General features: G+C 66.5%; 16 protein-coding genes. 10 read left to right on the forward strand and 6 right to left on the reverse strand.

What is annotated here, in order from left to right; genetic code table 11:
• The first annotated feature begins 36 nt into the window (after window positions 1–36).
• The 5 genes from OIK44_RS03135 (at window position 37) to OIK44_RS03155 (ending at window position 4,792) form a co-directional block, all read left to right on the forward strand.
• Window positions 37–570 carry a hypothetical protein gene (locus tag OIK44_RS03135; RefSeq protein WP_273669216.1) on the forward strand — a complete coding sequence of 178 codons (534 nt, stop codon included), beginning with the start codon at window positions 37–39 and terminating at the stop codon, window positions 568–570.
• Between the two features lie 88 nt (window positions 571–658).
• On the forward strand, window positions 659–1,924 hold the full coding sequence (locus OIK44_RS03140; RefSeq protein WP_273669217.1) for a lipoprotein-releasing ABC transporter permease subunit: 1,266 nt from the start codon (window positions 659–661) through the stop codon (window positions 1,922–1,924).
• An 84-nt stretch (window positions 1,925–2,008) separates the two neighbouring features.
• Window positions 2,009–3,274 carry a lipoprotein-releasing ABC transporter permease subunit gene (locus OIK44_RS03145; RefSeq protein ID WP_273669218.1) on the forward strand — a complete coding sequence of 422 codons (1,266 nt, stop codon included), beginning with the start codon at window positions 2,009–2,011 and terminating at the stop codon, window positions 3,272–3,274.
• Window positions 3,267–3,971: a lipoprotein-releasing ABC transporter ATP-binding protein LolD gene (gene lolD / locus OIK44_RS03150; protein ID WP_273669219.1), complete on the forward strand. Its 705-nt coding sequence runs from the start codon at window positions 3,267–3,269 to the stop codon at window positions 3,969–3,971. The genes OIK44_RS03145 and lolD overlap by 8 nt, the downstream gene beginning before the upstream one ends.
• 17 nt (window positions 3,972–3,988) lie before the next feature.
• Entirely contained in the window at window positions 3,989–4,792 is an 804-nt protein-coding gene (locus OIK44_RS03155) for a TatD family hydrolase (protein ID WP_273669220.1), read from the forward strand.
• A gap of 11 nt (window positions 4,793–4,803) precedes the next feature.
• Here OIK44_RS03155 and OIK44_RS03160 read toward each other — a convergent pair whose 3' ends face one another.
• Window positions 4,804–6,780, reverse strand: coding sequence for a helicase-related protein (locus OIK44_RS03160; RefSeq protein WP_273669221.1), 1,977 nt, complete (start codon window positions 6,778–6,780; stop codon window positions 4,804–4,806).
• A gap of 225 nt (window positions 6,781–7,005) precedes the next feature.
• Here OIK44_RS03160 and OIK44_RS03165 point away from each other — a divergent pair, with 225 nt between their 5' ends.
• Window positions 7,006–9,420, forward strand: coding sequence for a DNA internalization-related competence protein ComEC/Rec2 (locus tag OIK44_RS03165; protein WP_273669222.1), 2,415 nt, complete (start codon window positions 7,006–7,008; stop codon window positions 9,418–9,420).
• Between the two features lie 22 nt (window positions 9,421–9,442).
• Here the strand turns inward: OIK44_RS03165 and OIK44_RS03170 are convergent, their stop codons facing one another.
• The 5 genes from OIK44_RS03170 to OIK44_RS03190 form a co-directional block, all read right to left on the reverse strand.
• Window positions 9,443–10,135: a nitroreductase family protein gene (locus OIK44_RS03170; RefSeq protein WP_273669223.1), complete on the reverse strand. Its 693-nt coding sequence runs from the start codon at window positions 10,133–10,135 to the stop codon at window positions 9,443–9,445.
• Window positions 10,136–10,171: 36 nt separating this feature from the next.
• The gene (locus OIK44_RS03175) at window positions 10,172–10,825 is read right to left on the reverse strand and encodes an HAD family hydrolase (RefSeq protein ID WP_273669224.1); all 654 of its coding nucleotides are present in this window, start codon (window positions 10,823–10,825) and stop codon (window positions 10,172–10,174) included.
• Between the two features lie 15 nt (window positions 10,826–10,840).
• A complete protein-coding gene (locus OIK44_RS03180; RefSeq protein WP_273669225.1) occupies window positions 10,841–11,734 on the reverse strand; it encodes a DMT family transporter in 894 nt (297 codons plus the stop codon).
• 119 nt (window positions 11,735–11,853) lie between these two features.
• Window positions 11,854–13,191 carry an esterase/lipase family protein gene (locus OIK44_RS03185; RefSeq protein WP_273669226.1) on the reverse strand — a complete coding sequence of 446 codons (1,338 nt, stop codon included), beginning with the start codon at window positions 13,189–13,191 and terminating at the stop codon, window positions 11,854–11,856.
• Window positions 13,192–13,336: 145 nt separating this feature from the next.
• Window positions 13,337–14,278, reverse strand: a complete 942-nt coding sequence (locus OIK44_RS03190) for a LysR family transcriptional regulator (RefSeq protein WP_273669227.1) — start codon at window positions 14,276–14,278, stop codon at window positions 13,337–13,339.
• Window positions 14,279–14,442: 164 nt separating this feature from the next.
• Here OIK44_RS03190 and OIK44_RS03195 point away from each other — a divergent pair, with 164 nt between their 5' ends.
• The 4 genes from OIK44_RS03195 (at window position 14,443) to OIK44_RS03210 (ending at window position 17,044) form a co-directional block, all read left to right on the forward strand.
• The gene (locus OIK44_RS03195) at window positions 14,443–15,207 is read left to right on the forward strand and encodes a sulfite exporter TauE/SafE family protein (RefSeq protein ID WP_273669228.1); all 765 of its coding nucleotides are present in this window, start codon (window positions 14,443–14,445) and stop codon (window positions 15,205–15,207) included.
• 6 nt (window positions 15,208–15,213) lie between these two features.
• Window positions 15,214–15,870, forward strand: a complete 657-nt coding sequence (locus OIK44_RS03200; protein WP_273669229.1) for an HAD family hydrolase — start codon at window positions 15,214–15,216, stop codon at window positions 15,868–15,870.
• A gap of 62 nt (window positions 15,871–15,932) precedes the next feature.
• Window positions 15,933–16,127, forward strand: coding sequence for a hypothetical protein (locus OIK44_RS03205; protein WP_273669230.1), 195 nt, complete (start codon window positions 15,933–15,935; stop codon window positions 16,125–16,127).
• A gap of 110 nt (window positions 16,128–16,237) precedes the next feature.
• Window positions 16,238–17,044, forward strand: coding sequence for an alpha/beta fold hydrolase (locus OIK44_RS03210; protein WP_273669231.1), 807 nt, complete (start codon window positions 16,238–16,240; stop codon window positions 17,042–17,044).
• The last annotated feature ends 32 nt before the right edge of the window (window positions 17,045–17,076 follow it).

Consider the following 17,076-nt stretch of genomic DNA (forward strand, 5'->3'; position numbering starts at 1 on the left):
TGGCCAAGTCCCGCGATGGGGCTGCGTTTTTAGGTCGTGAAACTGAGCGATTACGCCGGCCGGATCGAGCAATTGCTCGACGACGACAATCCCTTCGCACTGGTGACGGCGGCCCACTGGCTGACTCGGCAAACGCGGGGCGACGACGGCCGGCGGGCGGCGGCCAAGCGCCGTCTTGCTGCATTGCTAATCGAGCGAAATTGGAGCGAACAACGTATGATGGACTTCCTCAGTGTCATAGACTGGATGATGCGCCTGCCCGCCGGCGTCAACGCCGCCGTGTGGCGCGACGTCCGGACAATGGAAAGGAGCGGCGCCATGCCTTATATGAGTACGCTGGAGCGCATGTTGCGCAAGGAAGGGTTGGAACTCGGACGTCAGCAGGGGCGTCAGCAGGGCCGTCAGCAGGGGCGCCAGAGCATTCTCGCCCTGCAACTCGAAGAACGTTTCGGCCCTTTGCCCCCGGCCGTGCGGAGGCGCCTTGCCGGCGCCAGCGAGGCGCAGACGCTGGCCTGGGCCAAGGCTTTGTTGACGGCGCCGACCCTGGAGGCGGTGTTCCAGCCGCGCTGAGGGCGCCGGCGGGCATGGCCTGCCCCTGTGGCGGAAGGGGGATTTATGGCACACTGCGCACTCGAACGTATTTTGATCGCCCCCGCGCATGAGCATTTTCCAGAAACTTCCATATGAATGGCAGGTCGGCCTGCGCTACACGCGCGCCGGCAAGCGCAGTGGCCGCAACAGCTTCATTTCCTTCATCTCGCTCATTTCCGTGGCCGGCATCGGCCTCGGCGTCGCCGCGCTGATCGTCGTGCTGTCGGTGATGAACGGCTTCCAGAAGGAGGTCACGGACCGCCTGATGTCGGTGCTGGCCCACGTGGAAGTGTTCGACACGCGCGGCGCCATGCCCGACTGGCGCGAGCAGGCCCAGGCCGCTCTGCGCAATCCGCAGGTGCGCGCCGCCGCGCCCTTCGTCGAAACCCAGGGCATGCTGCTGCGCGACGAGGCCATGCGCCCCGTCATCGTGCGCGGCGTGCTGCCTCAGGAGGAGGGCAAGGTGTCCAGCGTGGCCGCGCAGGTCAAGCGCGGCAGCTTCGCCGCCCTGACGCCGGGCTCCTACAACATCGTGCTGGGCGTCGAACTGGCGCGGGCGCTGGGCGCGGAACTGGGCCAGAACGTCACGCTGATGCTGGAGCGCGAGCCCTTCAGCCGCGCCGGCGTGCTGCCGCGCATGCGCGCCTTCACCGTGGCCGGCATCTTCGACGCCGGCCACAACGAGCTCGACTCGGGCCTGGCCTTCGTCCACATCGGCGACGCCGAGGCGATGCAGCACCTGGCCGGGCCGTCCGGCCTGCGCCTGCGCCTGGTCGACATGAACCGCGCGCCGCAGGTGGTGCGCGAGCTGAAGGCGTCGATGCCGGGCGAGTTGTGGATGCGCGACTGGTCCAAGGTCAGCGCCAGCTGGTACGCGCTGGTGCAAAGCCAGAAGAACATGATGTTCATCATCCTCAGCATGATCATCGCCGTGGCCGCCTTCAACCTGGTGTCGACGCTGGTGATGACGGTGACCGACAAGCAGGCTGACATCGCCATCCTGCGCACGCTGGGCGCCTCGCCGGCGTCGATCATGAAAATCTTCATGATCCAGGGCGCCGTGGTGGGCTTGCTCGGCGCCGCGTTCGGCATCGCCGCCGGCGCGCTGCTGGCCTTCAATGTCGGCGTCATCGTGCCCTTCATCGAACGGTTGTTCGGCATGCACTTCCTGTCCAAGGAAGTCTACAAGATCAGCGCCGTACCGTCGGACCTGCACTGGCTCGACGTCGGCGTCATCGGCCTGGTCGCCTTCGCCCTGGCGCTGCTGGCGACGCTTTACCCGAGCTGGTGGGCGGCGCGGGTGAAGCCGGCCGAGGCGCTGCGCTATGAATAGCCGGGGCGCCGCGCAGGGCGTTTCACGCATGGCCGGGCATTTGTGGCACACTTCGGGCTCGACAGTATTGAATCGCCGGAACTCATGAGCATCACTCAGAATTTGCCTTTCGAATGGCTGGTTGGCCTGCGCTACACGCGCGCCGGCCGGCGCAGTGGCCGCAACAGCTTCATCTCGTTTATTTCGCTCATTTCCATGGCCGGCATCGGCCTCGGCGTGGCCGCCCTGATCGTCGTGCTGTCGGTGATGAACGGCTTCCAGAAAGAGGTCACCGACCGCATGTTGTCGGTGCTGGCGCATGTCGAGGTGTTCGATGCGCGCGGCGCCATGCCGAACTGGCAGGAGGCGGCGCGCGAGGCGTTCAAGAACCCGGAAGTGAAGGGCGCCGCGCCCTTCGTCGAAACCCAGGGCATGCTGCTGCGCGAAGAGGCGCTGCGCCCGGCCGTGGTGCGCGGCGTGCTGCCGGAGGAGGAGCCGAAGGTGTCGGACGTGGCCGCGCAGGTCAGGCGCGGCAGCTTCAATGAACTCAAGCCGGGCGCCTTCAACATCGTCCTCGGCGTCGAGCTGGCGCGCGCGCTGCGCGTCAACCTGGGCGAGAAAGTCACGCTGATGCTGGCCCAGGGCCAGGTCACGCCGGCCGGCGTGCTGCCGCGCATGCGCAGCTTCACCGTCACCGGCATCTTCGAGGCCGGCCACAACGAATTCGATTCCGCCCTGGCCTTCGTCCACATCGGCGACGCCGAGCGGCTGCTGCGCCTGGAGGGGCCGTCCGGCCTGCGCCTGCGCCTGGCCGATATGAACCGCGCGCCCGAAGTGGCGCTGGCGCTCAAGCACAGCATGCCGGGCGAGCTGCGCATGCGCGACTGGTCCCAGCTCAACGCCAACTGGTTCGCCGCCGTGCAGACGGAAAAACGCATGATGTTCATCATCCTGACCTTGATCATCGCGGTGGCCGCCTTCAACCTGGTGTCGACGCTGGTGATGACGGTGACCGACAAGCAGGCCGACATCGCCATCCTGCGCACGCTGGGCGCCTCGCCGGCCTCGGTGATGAAAATCTTCATGATCCAGGGCGCGCTGGTGGGCATACTCGGCACCGTGCTGGGCGTCGCCGGCGGCGTGCTGGTCGCCCTCAACATCCACATCATCGTCCCGTTCATCGAACAATTATTAGGAGTGCAGTTCTTGTCGAAGGATATCTACTTCATCAGCACCGTGCCGTCCGACCTGCGTTGGGCCGACGTCTCGAAAATCGGCGTGCTGGCCGTGATCCTGGCCTTCCTGGCGACGCTCTACCCGAGCTGGTGGGCCGCCCGCGTCAAACCTGCGGAGGCGCTGCGCTATGAATAAGACACGCAACGGCGCGCCCGTGCTGTCCTGCCGCGGCCTGGGCAAGACCTTCGTCCAGGGCGACTACCAGGTCAAGGTCCTGTCCGGCATCGACATCGACGTCCACCAGGGCGAGCGGGTCGCCATCGTCGGCGCCTCCGGCTCCGGCAAATCGACGCTGCTGCACCTGCTGGGCGGGCTCGACACGCCCAGCAGCGGCAGCGTCACCCTGCTGGACCAGGACTTTGCCAGCCTGAACGAGAAAGCGCGCGGCGACCTGCGCAACGCCTCGCTCGGCTTCGTCTACCAGTTCCACCACCTGCTGCCGGAATTCTCCGCGCTCGACAACGTCGCCATGCCGCTGATGATACGGCGCCTGAAACGGGCCGAGGCGCAGCAGCTGGCCACGCAGATCCTCACGCGCGTGAACCTGGCCAAGCGCGTCAGCCACGTGCCGGGCGAACTGTCCGGCGGCGAGCGCCAGCGCGTGGCGCTGGCGCGCGCGCTGGTGACCCAGCCGGCCTGCGTGCTGGCCGACGAACCGACCGGCAACCTCGACCACGCCACCGCCGAGCAGATCTTTGACCTGATGCTGGAATTGTCGCGCACGCTGGGCACCGCCTTCGTCATCGTCACCCACGACATCGAACTGGCCAAGCGCTGCGACCGGGTGCTGCGCCTGACGGACCAGGGCCTGCAGGCGTACACCGACCAGTAGCGTATTGGAGAGCGTCAATGTGGATTGACACGCACTGCCATCTGGACGCCCACGAATTCGCCGCCGAGTCCCTGGAGGTGGCCGCGCGCGCGCGCGGACAGGGCGTGTCGATGATCGTCATCCCGGCCGTCGAGCGGGGCAACTTCGGCGTCGTGGCGCAACTGGCGGCCAGCGCCGGCGCCGCCAGCTACGCGCTGGGCATCCACCCGATCTACGTGCCGCAGGCGAGCGAGGACGACCTGATCGCGCTGCGCGGCGCCGTCGAAGCGGCCATCGGCGACAGCCGCTTCGTCGCCGTCGGCGAAATCGGCCTCGATTTCTTCATCCCGATGCTGGCGCAGCCGGCCATGCGCGCCAAGCAGGAGCACTTCCTGCGCGAGCAGCTCAAGATCGCCCGCGACTTCGACCTGCCGGTGCTGATGCACGTGCGCCGCTCGCAGGACGTGGTGCTGAAGCACGCGCGCCAGATCCGCCCGGCCGGCGGCATCGCCCACGCCTTCAACGGCAGCTTCCAGCAGGCCCGGGGATACATCGACCTCGGCTTCAAGCTCGGCTTCGGCGGCGCCATGACCTTCACCCGCGCACTGCAGATACGCCGCCTGGCGCTGGAATTGCCGCTGTCGGCCATCGTGCTGGAGACGGACGCGCCGGACATCTCGCCGAGCTGGCTCCATCCCGGCCGCAACAGCCCGGAGCAATTGCCGCGCATTGGCCAGGTGCTGGCCGAGCTGCGCGGCCTCGACGTCGCCGAGGTGGCCGCCGCGACCACGGCCAACGCGCGCGCCGCGCTGCCGCGCATGGCCGCCGGCGCGGCGGCATAGGCGGCCGCTCCCTATCTGGATTTCTTGTCGTGGCGCCGTCGCGCGGCGGCGTTTTGCGCCTGGAGAATCGCGTCGACGCGCTCCGACGCTTCGCGCGACAACTGCTGCGCCAGCTCGATGCTGGGGAAGTACTCGGGCAGGCGGTAGGCCAGCCAGGCGTAGGCAGAGTACAGGCGGCAGGTATCCTCGACCTCCTGCAGGTTCTGCCATGACAGCGAGGCGTTGTGCCGCTGCAGGTGGGTGGCTTTTTGGCGCGACAGCGACGTGGCCCAGTGTTCCCATGCCTTTTGCAGCGACGGCACCTTGGCCGACACCGGGACCAGGGACAGCGTGAATTTTTCGGCGACCGACAGCGGCAGCGTGTCCAGCCAGACGGCGCGCGCGGACTGGTCCTCGGTGATGCGTGGATAGAAGAACCCGTCGGGCACGTCGATATTGTGGGCGAAGCGTTTCAACAACTTGCCCAGCGAAGTCTCGCCCGTGACGGCGGCGATGCGGTGCAGATGCTCCAGCGACGGCGCCACGGCAAAGCCGCTGGTGTTCAGGGCCGGCAGCTTCTCCTTCAGCAGCGAACGCATCACGGCATGCGTCTCGTCGTCGTAACCGGCCACCAGCCCCTCCTCATGCACGCCGAAACGGCCGGCCCGGCCGGCGATCTGCCGGGCCAGCGACGCCGAAATTTCCTCCTCTTCCTGGCCGTTGAACTTCACCGAGGTGGTCATCACAATCCGCGCAATCGGCATGTTCAGGCCCATCGCCAGCGCGTCGGTGCCGACGACGATGTCGGCCAGGCCGTCGCGGAAGCGCTGCGCCTGGGCGCGCCGCACCTCCGGCGACAGGTTGCCGTAGACGGTGGCCACCGACAAGCCCGTTTCCGTGATCAGGTCGCGCCACATCAGCACCTCGCGGCGCGAGAACGCGATCACGGCGTCGCCGCGGCGCAGGCTGCGCAGCTTGCGCACGGCGCCCGCCTCCATCGACAGCGGCGCCTTGCGCTTGAGCAGATGCACCTCCAGCGGGCATTCGAGGCGCTCGGCCAGGGCCTCGATGGCGCGCCTCGCCTCGGGGGCGCCGACCAGATAAACGACACTGGCGGGCGCGCCGCAGACGGCGGCCGTCCAGGCGGCGCCACGGTCGCGGTCGGCCAGCATCTGGATTTCGTCGATCACGGCGACCTCGACCCGGGTGCCGCTGTCGAGCATCTCGACGGTGCTGGCCACATGCGTGGCGCCGTCGACGATGCGCCGTTCCTCGCCGGTGACGAGGCTGACGGCCAGCGGCTTGCCGTGCGGCGCCGCCGACTGCATGCGCTCGTAGTTTTCCAGCGCGAGCAGGCGCAGCGGCGCCAGGTAGATGCCGCTGCGCGCCTTCGCCAGCGCCTCGATGGCGCGGTGGGTCTTGCCGGAATTGGTCGGCCCCAGCAGGGCGACGAAGCGGCGCGGCATGCGGCGCGCAACCTCGAAGGAACTGGGATACTCGGCCAGGTTGATGCTTTCCTTGGTGCGCGCCGCGTGGCGCTCCTCCCGCTGCCGCTCGGCCGCATGGACGAGGCGCTGGCGGATGCGGTCGAACACCAGCCCGGCCGGATCCGACGTTTGCAGGTCCGCCAGCGTGTGCAGCAGCGTCATCGCGTCGAGGCCGACATCATCGCACTGCCGGGCGACGTCGCTGGCGAAGTCGGCGACGTGTTGGCGCAGCTCGGCGATGGCGGCGTCGCCGGCGCGCTCGCGCACCAGTTGCAGCCTGGCCGGGGCATCCATCTTGCGCCACTTCGCCGGCCGCGCCAGCACGCCCTGGCTGGGCACCAGCGCATACGGCACCGACAGGCCGTCGGCGTTGGCGTGGCCGGAAAAGCGCAGGAACACCCGGCCTTCCATCTTCAGCAGTTGCACGCCCTTCGCCTGCAGGCCCAGTTCACGGCACAAAAACTCGTCATCGTCTCCAGCGCTATCCTGCGGTGGAATCGGGGCGGGGGACGGATGACTCATTTTTTACCTGACTGCCAATGTTATATCGGTGCGCATTATATCGTGCCCGTCAAGCGCCGATGCCGTTCAGCCCGGGCGCGCCGGACAGGAAAAAGCCGGCAAGCGGCGGCTTGACACAACTGAGCTGTATCAACGGAAGGCCGGGTGGAGCGGGGCGGCGTGTCGTGGCCGCGCTATATTGCAGGCGTCGACTGCCGCTGGCCCGGCCGGGCCGGACCTCCCACCATGCGCATCGGAATACTCGGTTTCGCCGCCGGTGCGGCCTGCCTGCAGATGCAGGCCAGCTTGCCGGCATTCCCGACGCTGGCGCTGCTCGCCGCCATCCTTGTGTCCAGCTGCCTGATCTATCTGGCGCGGCATGGCAAGCCGGCGCTGCGCGGCGCCCTGGCGCTGTTGCTCGGCGCCGTGCTGGGCTTCTGTTGGGCGGCAAGCGTCGCGCAGGTGGCGCTGACGCCGCAATTGGCCGCCGCCGACGAAGGGCGCGACCTCACCGTCGTCGGCACCATCGACAGCCTGCCTTACCGCTTCGGGCAGGGCGTGCGCTTCAATTTCGCCGTCGAGGCGGTGCATGGTGGCGCGGCAACGGTGCCGCCGCGGCTGGCGCTGTCGTGGTACGCGGGCTTCCGCGAGCAGATCGTCGAAGTCGGCGACGTGCAGCCCGGCGAGCGCTGGCAACTGACGGTACGGCTGCAGCGCCCGCACGGCAACGCCAACCCCCACGGTTTCGATTACGAGGTCTGGCTGCTGGAGCAGGGCTTGCGCGCCACCGGCTATGTGCGTCCCGACCAGGGCGCGGCGCGGAAGAACCGGCGCGTCGACAGTTTCGTCCCCGGCATCGGCAACGTGATCGAGCGCAGCCGCACCCTGCTGCGCGCGCGCATCCTGCGCAGCCTGGCCGGCAAGGAGTACGCCGGCGTCATCGTCGCGCTGGTGGTCGGCGACCAGCGCGCCATCGAGCAGTCCGACTGGAAGGTGTTCAACCGCACCGGCATCAGCCACCTCGTTTCCATCTCCGGCCTGCACATTACGATGGTCGCCGGGCTGTTCGCGCTGCTTGCCTCAAGTATGTGGCGGCGCTCCTTCTTCACCGGCATGCAACTGCCGCTGATCCTGCCGGCGCAGAAGGTCGCGGCGCTGGCCGGCGCCGTCGCCGCGCTGCTGTACGTGGCGCTGGCCGGCTTCGGCGTGCCGGCCCAGCGTACGCTGTACATGCTGTCGGTGGTGGCGGCCGCGCTGTGGCTGGGACGCATCACCAGCGTCTCGCACGTGCTCTGCAGCGCGCTCGGCATGGTCGTGCTGCTCGATCCCTGGGCCGTGCTGTGGCCGGGTTTCTGGCTGTCGTTCGGCGCCGTCGCCATGATCCTGTATGCGACGGTCGGGCGCACGCTGGCGCGGCGCGACCCCGAGCGCGGCCGCTTGCAGCGCCTGCGCGAGGCGCTGCAACTGGGCGCGCATACGCAGTACGTCGTCACGCTCGGCCTGGTGCCGCTGACGATGCTGCTGTTTGCGCAAGTGTCGCTGGTCAGTCCGCTGGCGAACGCCGTGGCGATTCCCTTGATCGGCCTTGTCGTCACGCCCTTGTCATTGGCGGGAAGCCTGATGCCGGCGCCGCTGATGGATCTGCTGCTGGGGATCGCGCACGCGCTCTTGCAGGCGCTGGCGGCAGTCCTGCAGTGGCTGAGCGACCAGCCGTTTGCGGTCTGGAGCGCTCCGGCTCCGCCGTTGTGGATATTTTGCTGGGCGCTGTTTGGCACGGTGTGGATGCTGGCGCCGCGCGGCTGGCCGCAGCGCTGGCTTGGCGCCGCCAGTTGGGTGCCGCTATTGACCTTGTTGCCGAGCCACCCCGGCGACGGAGAGATGTGGGTCACGGCCTTCGACGTCGGCCAGGGAATGGCCCTGCTGATCGAAACCGGTGGACATCGCCTGCTGTACGACATGGGGCCGTTCTATGCGCCCGGTTCGGACGGCGCCAACCGCGTCATCCTGCCGTACTTGAAGGCGCGCGGCATCGACGCGCTCGACGGCGTTATCGTCAGCCACAGCGACGCCGACCACTCGGGCGGGGCCTTGTCGATACTGGACAATGTGCGGGTCGGCTGGCTGGCCTCGTCGATGTGGCCGGACCATCCGGTCGTCAGGGCCGCGCCGCAGCACCGGCGCTGCGCGGCGGGGCAGGGCTGGGAGTGGGACGGCGTGCGCTTCGACATGTTGCATCCGCTGGCCGCCAGCTACGACGACTTGTCGCTGAAACCGAACGCGCGCGGCTGCACCTTGCGCATCAGCGCCGGGCATAAGACCATCCTGCTGGCGGCCGACATCGAAGCGGCCCAGGAGGCGCAATTGCTCGACCGCGCGCGCGGCGCCTTGCGCGCCGACGTGTTGCTGGCGCCGCATCACGGCAGCGGCACGTCGTCGACGCCGGCGTTCCTGGCGGCCGTGCATCCGCAACTGGCGCTGTTCCAGGTGGGCTACCGCAACCGTTACCACCATCCGAAACCGGAGGTGTATGAACGCTATGGCCAAATGGGCATACGGCGCCTGCGCACCGACGAGTCGGGTGCGCTGACGTTGCGTTTCGGCGCGCAGTTGGAGGTGGAGGAATACCGGCCCGGCCATGCGCGCTACTGGTATGGCCGGTAAGTTGCCGAGGTTCCGCTGGCGCTCAGAGGAAGGTGGCGATCTCGCTCAAGGGCTTCTTGCGGATATTCGGCACCACGCAGTGCGCGGCGGGGTAGCCGACCACCAGCAGGATGTAGGGTTTTTCGTTTTCGGGGCGGCCGGCCAACTGGTTCAGGAAGCCCATCGGGCTTGGCGTGTGCGTCAGCGTGGCGAGGCCGGCGTGGTGCAGCGCGGTGATCAGGAAGCCGGTGGCGATCGATACGGATTCCGGCACATAGTAGTTCTTGACCACCGTGCCGTCGTCCATGATGGTGTTTTTTTGGCCGAAGATGACAATCAGGTAGGGCGCGTCCTCCAGAAACGGCTTGTTCGAGTCGGTGCCCAGTGGCGCCAGCGCGTCCTTCCACTCCTGCGGCGCGCGGCGTTCATAAAACTCGCGCTCCTCGATTTCCGCTTCGAGGCGGATTTTCTTTTTCAGTTCGGGGGCGGACACGACGGCGAAATGCCAGGGTTGGTGGTTGGCGCCGGACGGCGCGGTGCCGGCCGTCAGCAGGCATTGTTCGATGACGGCGCGCGGCACCGGCTCGCTGGAGAACTCGCGCACGGTTTTGCGGCGCGCCATCTCGTGGTAAAACTGCTGGGCGCGCACGGCCATTTCCTGCTCCGGATAGCCGTGGTAGGTCGTCAGGGGGATGAATTGCGGGTCGCCCTGGTTGAATGATAATTTGCTCGTCATGCTGGCCTTTCCAATGGTGGTGAGGTGTGTGCAGGCTCAGAACAGGCGTTGCCGCAGCGTGTGCCAGGACGCCGGCTGCGACGGCGACACCGTGAAATCGCCCAGCGCCGTCACGTCCGCAAGGTCGGAGACGGCGACCACGCGCAGGCCCGCCGCCTTGGCCGCGATGATGCCGTTGCGGCTGTCCTCGAACACCAGGCAGGATTCGGCGGCGGCGCCGTGCAGCGCGAGGGCGTGCAAATAGGCGTCCGGCGCCGGCTTGCCGCGCGCGACCTCGTCGCCGCTGCACAGGTAGGTGAAGTGTTCGCGGATGCCCAGATGCCGCAGCGACGCTTCGATGATGCGCGGGTGCGAATTGGAGACGAGTGTTTGGGCCAGGCCGCGGCCGGCAAACCAGGCGCAGCATTCCACCGCGGCGGCCACCGGCGCCGTCTCTGCCAGGTGCGCGACGACGTAGTCTATCGCCGCGCCATACCAGTCGGCGTATTGGTCCGGCAAGGGCTGCTCCGCCGCCATGCCGAACAGATGGCGGTATCCGCTCGGGCCGTCCGATCCCGCCGGAATGCCGAGGTCTGCGCCGCAGTCTTTGCCCAGCATGCGGCAAGCGTGGCGGATCGATTCCATGTGCAGCGACTCGCTGTGGATCAGGGTGCCGTCTAGGTCCCACAGTATCAATTGCGGTGTGTTCATGCTGATACCCAAAACTTACCTCCTCAGTAATGCCGCGTTACGGCGCAGTTCACCTCTGACCAGGATCAAGCCGCCGGCGGCGACCAGCACCATGCCGATGCCGGCCACAAACGTGACGCGCTGGCCGAAAAACGCATAGGCGAACAGGGCCGAAAACAGCAATTGCGTGTATTCGATCGGCATCAATGCCGACAGGTCGGCGCGGTGGAATGCGCGGTAGCGTGTCACCATGCGCGCCGCCAGCAGCAGGCCGTACAGCAGCAAGGAGCAGTGCGCCGGGGCGCGCAGCGGTTGCCAGACGAAGAACATCGCCGGCAGCAGCAGCAGGGCTGAGCAGGCCGGGCCGAAAATCATTTGCGGAATGAGCGCCTCTTCACGGCCGATCTTTTTCATGTTCAGATTGTTGAGCACGGCGGTGAGCACCGCTGCGGTGCCGAACGCGACGCCCGCCAGTATGGGATGGGGCAGGGTCGCGTGGTTGTAGCGGGCGGCGAGCAGCAGGGCGACGCCCGCTACGCTGACGGCGGTGGACAGCCACAGCGCGCCGCTCGGCGATTCGCGCAGCACGACAATGGAGGTCATCCCCGTCAATACGGGGATGAGCAGGCTGAACGCGCTGACCTCAAACAGCGACAGCGATTGCAGGGCGCTCAGCAGGCAGGCAGTCGATGCCACGCTGAGGAGGGCGCGGCGCAGGTGCAAAAAAGGACGTTGCGGGCGGATCTGTTGCCATTGGCCCCGGAAGAACAACGCGGTATTGAAAACGGCCGCCAGCAGGGTGGCCAGGAAGACGATCTGTAGCGGATGGTATGCCAGGTCGCCGAGCGCCTTCCCGCACAACAACATCAGGCTCATGATCATGGCGTCGAGCACCATCCAGCAGATTCCGCTCAGATTCTTGTTTTGCATCGACGGCCTAGTGAGTATGGCTAGATTAATTTTGAGATAACTTTACAGTGCTCAAAAAATCTTGTCAATAGGTATTGAAGTGGTATTGTCGATGTGTCTGGCGGCTGCGCCCAAGCATGTCAGAGGCCGTAGATAATCGCGCTGATCCTGTCATAAAGCGGATAGACGGCGTAGGCGGGAGTCAGCCAGCCTATCATGTCGAAGTGGTCGTGGCCACGGTAGGCGCCCAGGTAGTTCCACGCGCCGCGCACGGAGTTGCCGTCGTAGTTGCGCTGCGGCTGCCCGGCCGGCCCCTTCATGCTGACGGTGTTGACGACGCCGTCGTTCGGGAACCAGTCGCTGTCGATGTGCACGCGGTGCGGCGACGATTGCGTGTACGAACCCATGCCCGGCTGGAAGAATGCCGGCACGACCCATTCGCCGGCGGTGGGTTTGCTGAGGAATATCATGTCCCTGCGGGCATAGCGGTAAGAGGGGCTTTGAAAGGGCGCGATGATGCGGTCGGTGTTGTTGCAGCACAGGCTGCCCGCTTCGGTGGCGTCGCTGCCTATCGAGTAATAGTAAACATGGGGTGAGGTCCGCACCCAGGCGTTCAATTCCCGGGCGCCGTCCGGCCCGAGATCCCATTGGGCGGCGTCATGGTTGGCCAGCGCCCAGAACGGCGTGCCCTGGATGCGTTCGAAGAAATCCCGGAATGATTCGGCCGGCTCCTGGGCCAGCTTGAACTGTTCCAGGCGGAACTGGTAGAGCGGATTGTGGCTGCCGCCCAGGCCCGCGATGTCGATGATCTTGCCGGCCAGCTCGGACACATGGGGCAGGAAGTCGACGATGACGTCGCGCAGCGTCGTGCCGTTGTGCGGGCTGGAAATGGTCGTGGCGCTCTTGACCCAGCCTATTTTGCCTCCCGCGTACAGCTCACCGTCGCCCTCGCTGCCGTTCGGCGGGCCGTTTTCCAGCAATTGTATCAGCGTCCTGACCGTCTGCCCGCCCTGGCTGTGGGCGATCAGGTGCAGCGGGTGGCTGGCGTCCCAGGCCGGGTAGAGCGCGAGCGGATAGTGCTGCGGATTGTTGGCCGGGTCGGCGGCCCAGCACTTGCCGGCCGGCTTCTGCACGGCGCCGAAGGCCGCATGGCTGGCCGTGTGGCGGGCGCCGTAGTCGGCGCAACCGCCCTTGATCTGGTAATACAACTCGACGGCGCGGTCCCAGTTCGAGCTGACCGGCCCGACCGCCGCCGCGAACACGCTATGACTGCCGTTGAAGCGCCGCATGTGTGCGGCAATATCGTTGCTGCCGCCCCAGTAGCTGAAGCCCGTGCCTGGCAAATCGTCGGGGCCGAATCCCAGGAAGCCGTGCACCAGCACCACTGGGTCATTATTGGCGGCCAGCGCGGGCGGCGCCAGCGCCGACATGCTGATTGCGACACCCGCCAGCGCACTTCTCCAAGCCCATGCCATCATGTTCGTCTCCTTTGATGTTGCACGCCGGCCCGGCGGACCGGAATGTCATCAGATTTCAACATAAAGGAAAAGAAAAGAATAAATTGCATGATGGTGCGCGGAGCCAAATTGCAGGCGTTTGGGGACAGACCCCCGTTTCCAGCAACTATTGCTCGGAAACGGGGGGCTGTCCCCGCTCGTCGGGGAGGTCCAGGCCCAGTTTGCGGATTTCCTCCAGGAATAGGCGGGCGCCTTTGCCGAGCCTGGGCGAGCCGTACACGGCGTGCATGGTGGGGTCGATGCCCTTCGACGAGGCGAGCCGGTAGGCGGCGCAGACTTTGACCAGTTGCCCCGCGGCCACCGCCGGCTCCGCCAGCCAACTGGCCAGGCGGGCGATGCCGGCGCCCTCCATCGCGGCCTGGAAGGTGGCGATGCCGGACGTGAAGCGGTGGCGCGGCTTGATGGTGTTGCTCAGGCTGCGTTGCTGCGACACGAAGTGCCAGTCGCGCAGGATGCGCGGCGCCGTGTGCATGATGACGTCGTGGCCGACCAGTTCCTCCGGCTCGCGCGGGGTGCCGTTGCGCGCCAGGTAGGCGGGCGCGGCGTACAGGTAGCGCCGGTAGTTCCACAGGGGGTAACCGATCAGCTCGCTCGACTTGGGGAAGGCGCCGCGTATGGCGAAGTCGAGCTTTTCCTCGATCGGGTCGATGCTTTTGTCGGAGAAGCGTATGTCGATCTGCACGCTCGGGTAGGCGCTGGAAAAGCGCGCCACGGTTTTCGGCAGCAATCCCAGCGCGAGGATTTCCGGCGCGGATATGCGCACCCAGCCCTGGGGCGTGTTGCCCAGCTCGGCCAGGCGGTCCTGCGCCTCCGCCTGGGTTTCCAGCAGGTGCCGGGCGAAGGCGTAATAGCAGTCGCCGGCCGTCGTCAAGGTCAGTTGCTTTTGCGTGCGCAGGATCAGTTCGGCGCCGATGGCCTCTTCCAGGTGCTGGATGGCGCGCGTCACGGCGCTCGGCGAGCAGCCCAGCATGCGCGCCGCGTGCACGAAGCTGCCCTTGTCGACGACCGAGCAAAAGGCCCGGATTTCCCACATCAGTTTGATCGACATGCCGCCCAGGCTCCGTTAATTGATTGAATGGCGACGCGGCGCGGCGCGTTCAGGCGCATTGTACAAGTTTTGCTGATTGCGTTTTCCGCAACGTCGCGTTGCATCGCCAGGCGGGGCGCACGGCCTATACTCGTTTTGTTTCCTCTTCACAATTCAGGATGTCCATGCTCACCATTTCGCTGCTCTGCTTGTTCGCATTTTTTGCCGGTCTGATCGACGCCGCGGTCGGCGGCGGCGGGCTGATCCAGATGCCCGCCCTGTTCAACTTCATGCCGTCGATGGCGTCGGCGCCTTTGCTGGGTACGAACAAGTTCGCGGCCGCCTGGGGCACGATGTTTGCCGCCAAATCCTATGTCGGCAAGGTCCGGGTGCCGTGGAAGCTGGTATTGCCGGCGGCGGCCGCCGCGTTCTGCATGTCCTTCCTCGGCGCGGCGGCCGTCTCGGCCGTGCCCCCGCACGTGGTGCGGCCCTTCGTGCTGGTGCTGCTGGTGGTGATGGCGATCTACACTTTCATCAAGAAGGATTTCGGCAGTGTGCAGCTGGAGCGGACCTTCGGCCGCCGCGAACGCGTGCTGACGGTGCTGATCGGCGGCGTCATCGGCTTTTACGACGGCTTGTTCGGCCCCGGCACCGGCAGTTTCCTGATCTTCCTCTTCATCCGCTTTTTCGCGTTCGACTTCCTGCTGGCGTCGGCCTGCGCGAAGATCGTCAATGTCGCCACGAATGTCGCGGCGCTGGCGTTCTTTATTCCCGCCGGCAACGTCATGTACGCCGTCGCCGTGCCCATGGCCCTCTGCAATGTGCTGGGCGCGCTGACGGGCACCTGGATTGCCGTGCGCCGCGGCTCGGCCTTCGTCCGCGTGCTGTTCATGTTCCTGCTGGTGACGCTGATTGCCAAACTCGGCTATGACATCCTCTCTGGGCATTAAGCGATCATGAAAAAAGTTAAGGGTGTGCTGTGGGATAACGACGGCGTCCTCGTCAATACGGAGCAGCTGTTTTATGAAACGAACCGGGAAGTGCTGCTGGAGCAGGGCATCACGCTGACGCGCAAGCAGTTTTTCGACTGGTTTTTATACTATAGCTACGGGGCCTGGCATTTACTGCTTGAAAAAGCGTACTCGGAGCAGCAGATTGAGCTCTTGCGGCAGGAAAGAAACCGCCGCTTCGGCGAGAAACTGGCCAAGGCGGGCAATTTGGTGCATTGCGGCGTCGAGGCGATTCTGGCGGACCTGTGGCGGCGCGTGCCGATGGGCGTGGTCACCGGCAGTTACGCGGCGCATTTCCAGCTGAGCCACCGCGACAGCAAGCTGACGCCGTATTTCGATTTCGTCGTGTGCCGGGAAATGTACGGCGCTGAAAAGCCGGCGCCGGACAGTTATTTGATGGGGCTGGCGCGCCTGGGCGTGCCGGCGCACGAATGCTTGGCCATCGAGGATTCGCCGCGCGGTTTGCGCGCGGCCAACGCGGCTGGCCTGGAATGCATCGTCGTGCGCACGGAATTGACGCGCGGCCACGCGTTCGACGGCGCGTTTTGCGTCGTCGATTCGATGCAAGAATTGCGCGAGGTGCTGGCTTCCTTTGTCGATTGACGGCCTGGGCGGCCGCCGCCGCGCGCGCAAACGAGCATATTGGCGAATGAGGCGAGGAAACCATGTTCTATATCAAGCACCCCAGGCCGGTCGGCGACGGCCGCGCCGTGGCCATGCAGATTGCGAATCAGAAGCAATGCGCGGCCGTTGACAAATATGTGCTGATCGTGGAGCCGGCCGCCGCCCGCCCCGCCGCGCCGCGCGCCGCCCCGGACGATGCCGTCGCCGGGCCGGACAGGCAGGCCCGGCCGGTCTAGAGGGCTTCCTCGGATTTGTGGCCGCTGCCGCCTATTACAATTGGGGCAAGCTTGCAATCCACAGGAGACAGCGACGCGGCATCGCCAACGGCACGCGCGCCCACAAAAAAATGACGAAACCGCTATTGCATTTTGCCCACGCCAACAGTTATCCGGCCGGCACGTACCGGCGCTTTTTCGGGCTGCTGGCGCAGGACTTCAACGTTCAGGCGCTCGACATGCACGCGCATAACCCGGCCTACCCGGTGGAGACGGGCTGGAGCGCCCTGGTCGACGAGTACATCGAGGCGCTGGAATCGCGCTATGAACAGCCGGTGATTTTGCTGGGCCATTCGCTGGGCGGCATGCTCAGCCTGATGGTGGCGAAGGCGCGCCCGGAGCTGGTGCGCTGCGTCGTGCTGCTCGATTCGCCCGTGGTGGCGGGCTGGCGCGCGCTGGTGCTGCGGCTGCTGCGCAACAGCAAGCTCGGCGAGCGCTATTTTTCGCCGGCGCGCTTTTCGGTGCGGCGGCGCAATGTGTGGCCGGACGCGGAGGCGGCCTACCGGCATTTCGCCGCCAAGCAGATGTTCGCCGCCTGGGCGCCCGAGGTGCTGCGCGACTATATCGCCAGCGGCCTGGCGCCGCATCCGGACGGCATGCAGCTGCGCTTCACGCGGGAGATCGAAACGGACGTCTACCGCAGCCTGCCGCACCACATCGGCGCCCTGGTGACGGGCCGCTATCCGGTGCCGATCGGCTTCATCGGCGGCAGCGAGTCGGCCGAATGCCGCCAGGCCGGCCTGGGGCCGACGCGCAAGCTGGTCGGGCGCTTCTTCCGCCAGATCCCCGGCGGCCACCTGTTTCCGATGGAGTCGCCGGAGCTGGCCGCCCACGAGGTGCGCGAGATGATCGCCGCGCTGCTGGCGCCGAAGCGTTAATTTTCTGCGGAAAATCGGGGTGGAACCGGCGA

The sequence above is a fragment of the Janthinobacterium fluminis genome (assembly GCF_028595325.1).
GTDB lineage: Bacteria > Pseudomonadota > Gammaproteobacteria > Burkholderiales > Burkholderiaceae_D > Janthinobacterium > Janthinobacterium fluminis.